The 6,819-nt window shown below is 47.6% G+C and carries 7 protein-coding genes; 2 read left to right on the plus strand and 5 right to left on the minus strand.

Translation table 11 applies throughout. The annotated features are described in order from the left end of the window. Positions 1 to 197: 197 nt before the first annotated feature. Positions 198 to 488, minus strand: a complete 291-nt coding sequence (locus tag NNN64_RS22150; RefSeq protein ID WP_271442796.1) for a putative quinol monooxygenase — start codon at positions 486 to 488, stop codon at positions 198 to 200. Between the two features lie 16 nt (positions 489 to 504). Next, positions 505 to 1,512, minus strand: coding sequence for a zinc-binding alcohol dehydrogenase family protein (locus NNN64_RS22155; protein ID WP_271442790.1), 1,008 nt, complete (start codon positions 1,510 to 1,512; stop codon positions 505 to 507). Positions 1,513 to 1,616: 104 nt separating this feature from the next. On the opposite strand from NNN64_RS22155, the gene NNN64_RS22160 reads away from it, so the two are divergent. After that, positions 1,617 to 2,519, plus strand: coding sequence for a LysR family transcriptional regulator (locus tag NNN64_RS22160; RefSeq protein WP_271442791.1), 903 nt, complete (start codon positions 1,617 to 1,619; stop codon positions 2,517 to 2,519). Positions 2,520 to 2,555: 36 nt separating this feature from the next. Here NNN64_RS22160 and NNN64_RS22165 read toward each other — a convergent pair whose 3' ends face one another. From NNN64_RS22165 to NNN64_RS22175, 3 genes are all read right to left on the minus strand, one after another. Then, entirely contained in the window at positions 2,556 to 4,052 is a 1,497-nt protein-coding gene (locus NNN64_RS22165) for a C69 family dipeptidase (RefSeq protein WP_271442792.1), read from the minus strand. 344 nt (positions 4,053 to 4,396) lie between these two features. Then, the gene (locus tag NNN64_RS22170) at positions 4,397 to 4,861 is read right to left on the minus strand and encodes a hypothetical protein (RefSeq protein WP_271442793.1); all 465 of its coding nucleotides are present in this window, start codon (positions 4,859 to 4,861) and stop codon (positions 4,397 to 4,399) included. Beyond that, the gene (locus tag NNN64_RS22175) at positions 4,845 to 5,633 is read right to left on the minus strand and encodes a winged helix-turn-helix domain-containing protein (RefSeq protein WP_271442794.1); all 789 of its coding nucleotides are present in this window, start codon (positions 5,631 to 5,633) and stop codon (positions 4,845 to 4,847) included. Before NNN64_RS22175 ends, NNN64_RS22170 begins: the two co-directional genes overlap by 17 nt. Positions 5,634 to 6,208: 575 nt before the next feature. On the opposite strand from NNN64_RS22175, the gene NNN64_RS22180 reads away from it, so the two are divergent. Further along, positions 6,209 to 6,819: helix-turn-helix transcriptional regulator (locus NNN64_RS22180; protein ID WP_271442795.1), on the plus strand; the 611-nt coding region annotated here is incomplete at its 3' end.

The following is a 6,819-nucleotide window of genomic DNA, read 5'->3' on the forward strand; positions in this document are numbered from 1 at the left end:
CTTTATATGATCATTATTATTGTGAAATAGAATGAATATTAACGATACACATTCAATGTTAACTTTGTGATGAAAGCCACTGTTTTTTAGAGGCTAATGAGCATATCTATTTTTTGTCCTGTTATTCTTGTGTTAAGTAAATCCTCAGGTTGGTATTTGTTGTGCTCCCCGAACCGCAGGGGAGCATGGTATTAATATTACGGCTCAATCGGGGTCAGATAATCCAGCCGTAACGGCTCAGCCAGAAGGTCATTCATTTGCAGAATGAATGATTGAAAATGTGGCAGGGCGATATGGTCGTCCAAACCGGCCTGACCGCGCCAGGACTCGTGCACGTAAAAAACATCCGGTGTGTCGCGCAACTGGAACAGGTCATACTCAATATTTCCCGGCTCCCGACGAGTGGGGAGTAACAGCGCTTTTAACGCCTGTTTTAGTGCGTTGGTTTTCCCTGGTTTGGCTTTCAGTACCGCAATAATGGAAATAATTTCAGCATCTGACATTCTAAAACCCCTCCAACACAATCTTGCCAACTGAACGACCCGTTTCAATTTGTGCATGCGCTTTTTGCACATTTTCCGCCGTGATAGCGCCAAAATGTTTGCCCAGTGTCGTGCGGATCACGTTGCTGTCGATAAGCTTTGCTACACGCGTTAATAACTGGTGCTGTGCAATGATGTCGTGGGTGGTAAACATCGAACGGGTGAACATAAATTCCCAGTGCAGCGAAATACTTTTGGCTTTTAGCGGACGTGCATCCAGCGTTTGCGGATCATCGATCAGCGCCAGTTTTCCCTGCGGAGCCAGTGCATCAATGATTTGCTGGTAGTGCTGCTCGGTATTATTCAGGCTGGCAACGTGTGTTACCTCCTTGATTCCTATCCGCGCCAGCTCATCCGTTAACGGTTTACTGTGATCAATCACATGGTGCGCACCCGCTTCACGGACCCATTTCTGGCTTTCCGCGCGTGATGCTGTGCCGATCACGGTCATTTTCGTCAGCTTACTGGCCAGTTGAGTCAAAATGGAGCCGACGCCGCCAGCAGCGCCAACAATCAATAAAACATCATTCTCATTGCCACCTTCCTCTACGCCGAGGCGATCGAACAGCATTTCCCATGCGGTAATCGCGGTCAGCGGCAGGGCTGCGGCAGATGCGTTATCCAGTGATTGCGGCTTCAGCGCGGTAATGCGCTCATCAACCAGTTGAAATTCGCTGTTACTCCCGGCGCGACCCAGCGCACCGGCATACCAGACTTCATCACCTGGTGAGAATAATGTCACCGCTTCACCGACGGATTTCACGACACCCACAGCGTCCCAGCCCAGCACGCGCGGCACGTCCGCATTGAAACCTTCGCGAACTTTGGTATCGACTGGATTGACGGAAATCGCTTTCACTTCAACCAGCAGGTCATGCCCAGTGGCGACCGGAACAGGCAGATCTATCTCGTGTAAAAACTCAATGTTGTTGCCGTGGGTTGCGGCGCGAGTAATGGCGATGGCTTTCATGGTCTCTCCGGTTACAGGAATCAGTTGAATAATTCGATGGTAAACCGGCAACAGAACGGGAAAAATAGCCCCACGGCGACAGGACTTATACTCGGGGAGTGAAAATGTTCCGGCTTGAAGATCTCACGTTGTTTGTCCGCGCCGCGGCGCTGAATAGCTTTAGCGATGCCGCACGCGAAGCTGGCGTCCAGCCCGCTCAGGTCAGTTCTGCCATCAAGCGTCTGGAATCCACGCTCACCATCCGCTTGTTTGCCCGTTCCACACGCAGTCTGCGGCTGACGCCGGAAGGCGAGGTTTGGTTGCCCTATGCCCGCCAGATGTTGGATGTGATGCATGCCGGGTTACAAAAAATCCAGACGCCGGAAGATGAAATTTCAGGCACGCTGCAAATAGCCGTTCCTTCCGATCTCGGGCGGAATTTGTTGCTGCCGGTTTTTCAGTCGTTTCGACGCCGTTATCCTGCGCTGCGTCTGCGGATCTTTTTCTCCGACCAGGTCACGGATGTCTTTAAAGACCCCGTCGATGTCGCTTTTCGCTACGGCAATACAGAAGATGCGTCTTACATCGCGCTGCCCGTTGCACCGGGTAACCGACGTGTGCTGGTGGCTTCTCCGGAGTGGGTTTTGCAAAACGGTGAGCCGCAATGTCCGGATGATTTAGCACAACTGAATGCCATGACCTTTGTATTGCGTGGGCGGCTGCATGATCGCTGGACGTTTACGCGCAACGGTGAGGTGAGCAGTGTGCAAGTCAACGGCACCATTATGAGCGACGATGCTGAAGTGATCCGCCGACTGGCGATTGCCGGCGAGGGGATAGCGTACAAGTCGTGGCTGGATGTGAGTGAAGATGTGCGTGACGGTCGATTACAACTGCTGATGCCGGATTATCAGGGAGAAAAAGTCCCACTGAATATGATATGCCCGCATCGGAAGCAGCTTTCAACGGCGGTGCGCCTGTTGCACGAGGCGGTAAAGGCGCGGTGTGAAATGCTGGCGCAACGCTAATACGCGCTTTGCGCCAGCCTATTATCGCGTCGTGACTCAGTCTTTCTTCGCGGCGTTAGCAAAGAAAATATCAGACTGAATGTCTTTGGTGCGGAGGGTGAACAGCTGATTGGTCAGGTCTTCCGTCAGCTTCTCAGCATCGGCCATGATGCGCAAGTTGAAGTCATTCAGCATTTTATCCGCAGCAGGCTTATCAGTTTTCGCCATCTTCAAATATTCTGCTTCGACCTCTTTTTGCTCCTTCGCAACTTTGTCTTCCCACGCTTTGTAGGCTTTTTTAACGATTGGCGCGAGCTTCGGATAATCGGTCATCGTCAGCGTCTGCAATTTACGATATTTCCAGTAAATAGACTGATCGTCCGCCTTATCTGTACCCATCGTATAGTTGGCCGGATAGGCTTTCAGACCGCTGTAGTACGGAACGAAAGCGGTGAGATCGGCCATACCCAAACCGATATAAGTCGTTTCACCAATCTCTTTTGGCAACCACGGACGTACCTGCATGACGTGTGCCTCGTAGGTACGGAACACGCTGACAGGGCGCCACGGCTCTTTCCCGTTCAGGCCGTTGGTATAGGGGTCATGGCTGGTGCCTTCATAGTGATTACGCAGTACCGCCTTCACATCATCCAGCGTCATTTTCTTCTCTGGCGTCATGAAGACCGGGAATTCACGACCGTTAGCCATATCCTGTTTTACAGAAGGATTGAACTCTTTCTGGATGGTCCAGACACGGGGATCGTTATAGTTACGGTCGCGTTCATCATCACGGGTATAGACTTTGGAGAAGTTGAATTTGCCATCTTTTGCCTGATCGTAAAGACCTTTTTCAGTGGCGAACTCAACCAGGTTTTTCGATGCCATCGTGTCCGGGTTTTTAGGATCATAATCCTGTAAACGTCCCTGATTACCGGTAGCAAAGTACTGATTGTTGGGCAGACGCTGCGCCATCCACTGGTGGCCGCTACCGGTCTCCAGATACCAGATTTCGTTATCATCCACGACGGCGACCCCAAAGCCTTCACCTGCACCGGCGGTTTCAACGATATGGCCGAGCAGTGCTACGGCTTCCCGTGCGGTTTTACTCTGTGACAGCAGAATATCCGGGATATCGTCTTCGGTGATCCCTTTATCCTCAACGTACGGATCGACTGCCAGTGCTTTTGGCGAGGCAAAAATAGATTCTGTACCGCTTACGCCAACACCCAGTTCGTTAAACCCGGTTGCGCCGTGCAGTTGGGTTTTCCAGTTAGGAACGGTGGTATAACGCAGGGAGTTTTTCGGCAGGGGCCAGGTAAAATCATTTGCGCCATTATGCGCTTTGGTGCTGTAAACACCGGTCTGATTCTTTTTGGCCGGATGAATGACAAAATGTTGAGCTTTCAGGGCATCACTGTCGGCACTACGGGCAACCAACATCGATCCGTCCGCTGATGCTTCATTGCCAACCAGCAGGGTTGTACAGGCAAAACCCGATGAAACGACAGCCAGGTTAATAGAAAGTGCAATCAGGCACTTTTTAAACGTAAACATTAAATATCCCTCAATAAGTACGCCATAAATACATCGGAAACACATTGTTTCCTGAAATGCGATAACGTCTGAATGGTCAGACATTGCTCGCCGGAGAGATAAACGTCCCTGCCCACGTTTTCTCCAAATATCCATTGGTCTGTTGAAGTCTTCGGGACGAAGTAACACGTCCATTTCGCTTAATTATTACGCAATGAATATCAAGGTATTCAGGAGGTTTCCTGATTCGGGGGAAAGAATAGCAATGGGTTATTGGTGGATTCAGTGACACATGTCTCGTAAGTCAATGATGACAAATATGCATCACCACGGAGAAACTGTATTTTTTGTATCTGAATCTGATGTTACTTTTTGCGGCAGTACAGTGAGGGAACACTTGAACTCGCAAAAATCCATGCGCCTTTATATTCCTCCATCACCAGGCTCAGACTCCGTCCGGTCTGGCGATAAAACCCTGGCAGAGTATTGTTGATATCGGCCTCATCTGCTGTGTCAGCGAAGGTTTTTACGACCTGCATCGCCTGCAGTAATCGCGCATCGTGCTGCCGGGTATAGCTAAAATAAATGTTTCTGCTGATATCCGTGGTGTTATGCCCATATAACTTTCCGGTGATGGTCGCCAGCCCTTCATCATTGCGCATGCGAAACGATACTGTGCCGGTAAAACGCTTGTTGCCAATATTCCATTCAACGTTTCCCACACAATTCAGTGGCTGGTCAGCATACCGCGAATGCCATAACCAGGCACCTGAACCGAACATCACGACCAGCACGGCTACGAGCAGGGTCCGATTACGTGTTTTTTTCATTTCTTGTCTCGTGCATCCAGTAGTAATGGGTAGTACAAAATGCGCGAGCATCTACCCGCGCATCTTTATCGCATACAAATGCCACTACTCTTTCTGTTTTACGGTAACCGGTAAGAAACACATGTTTGTTTTTTTCACAGAGCTCGGGATGTAACTGCATCAGGCTGAAATAGCCCTCGTGATCTTGCTCATTTGGTGAATAATAAATTTTGCAGTTCTGACGCGATGGAATCTGCATAGAGATGGACACAAAATTGTTAAACGGCATGGTCGGGCGCGTCTGATACCACACCAGCCAGATAATCAGGATGACGATAACCGCGCTGGCGGTAAATAAAAGATTCCACCAGGCGACCTGCGTTGTTTGTGCCGGGGGGAGTATTACCTCAGGGTCGTTATGTCCTGGAATACTGGCTGACAAAGAAACATCACCAGGAGAAAGCGTAATTGTCTCTACCTGCGTATTTTCATTCAATGTAAGTCCTCGGCGGGAAATAGTTTTCACCGTATCACGGGGCAACCCGACATCCGCCAATGCATTACGTAGTGTCAGAATAGCCTGGTAGAGGGTATTGGTCGTCGTGACATTATTTCTCTCTCCCCAGCCTACTTTTATCAGCGTGTTCTGAGAAACAATGTCACTCGCGTGAGTAATTAAATAGAGAAAACACAGCGAGGCAGGAAGTTGCAGTTGAATTGCATGCCCGGTCTGCCGGTTGACCAGACTTTTGTTATCAGGATTGAATTCGACCAACTGATTGATAAGGTACAATTGCCCGGCCCTCTGTCACGTAACGTACCACGGGGTGCTGTAGTGCACCTTTTAATACTACATGCAAATTGATAGCGCGCCTCTATCTTTGTACATGATCGAGGATAAGAATTTTTTGTTAATCATTAAAACCCTTTAAATACAAATAGTTATCGACATTATTTCTTAGGTGAGAATTAGCTAAGGTGAAATANTAAGAATTCATTACAGTTTTATCTGAATGACAATTATATTTATCCCCAGCATCACATGGGTGATTGAGTTATCAGAATTGTGTTATTAATAAGTATCGTTCATTAAGGTTGTATTTTAGCAAATAGTGCTATATTCGGATTTATCCTATAGTCCGGGTTTATGCATAAAAATCCTAATGAATTGGCGAATAATCCGATATAAAACGTCGGAATACTACGCTGTATCATGTTATTTATAGCCAATGTTAATTTACTCATCAGGAGTTTATAACATTTCTAATGACTCACTGTTATTAACTGACATGGAACTCACAATGTGTTGGATTGACACATTTATTTACCAATGAAATATTTAGGGAAAAATAGCAGGGGTCATCGTTGATGAAGATAAAACCGCTACAGAGTGTTCGTTGCATAAGCTGTGAATTATCCTGTCAATTATTTCCGGATGCTGCGGTACGGGCACAGTACTGTCACCGTGCCGCCTTTGCAATCTGGCCAGAGGGAAATCGTTTTCTGAAAACAGGAATTATCGAAAAACTCCTGCTTAATAATCAGAACTATTTATCTCATGGGTTTATTTTTATTGATTTTTCATTCCCGAATTTGCGCCTGTTTGCCGATCCGCACTGGGTGGATCGCCTGACGCAAAGTGGTATGCATATCGTTCTGATATCTGACAGGATCCTGACGCCGCTAGCCAATTACTGGCTTGCAAAAAGTAATAAAATACAAGGTATTATTTATTCTGACGATGATGAGGATGTCCAGCACCAGAAAATCCGCCGACTGTTCACTGGCCATCTCGCCAATAGCAAACGCGGACGCTCACTAAACTACACGGAAATGATATTACTCAAGCGATTTGTTTCAGGAATTAGTATTCAGCAAATAACCAAGATAGACAATATAGATGTTAAGAGAATATATGTATATAAACTTCGGCTTGAAGATAAGCTCGGTCTAAGTATTCATAAAATTCTTTCTAATAT

Origin of the sequence: Citrobacter sp. Igbk 14 (genome assembly GCF_028069825.1) — a bacterium.
Taxonomy (GTDB): Bacteria; Pseudomonadota; Gammaproteobacteria; order Enterobacterales; family Enterobacteriaceae; genus Citrobacter.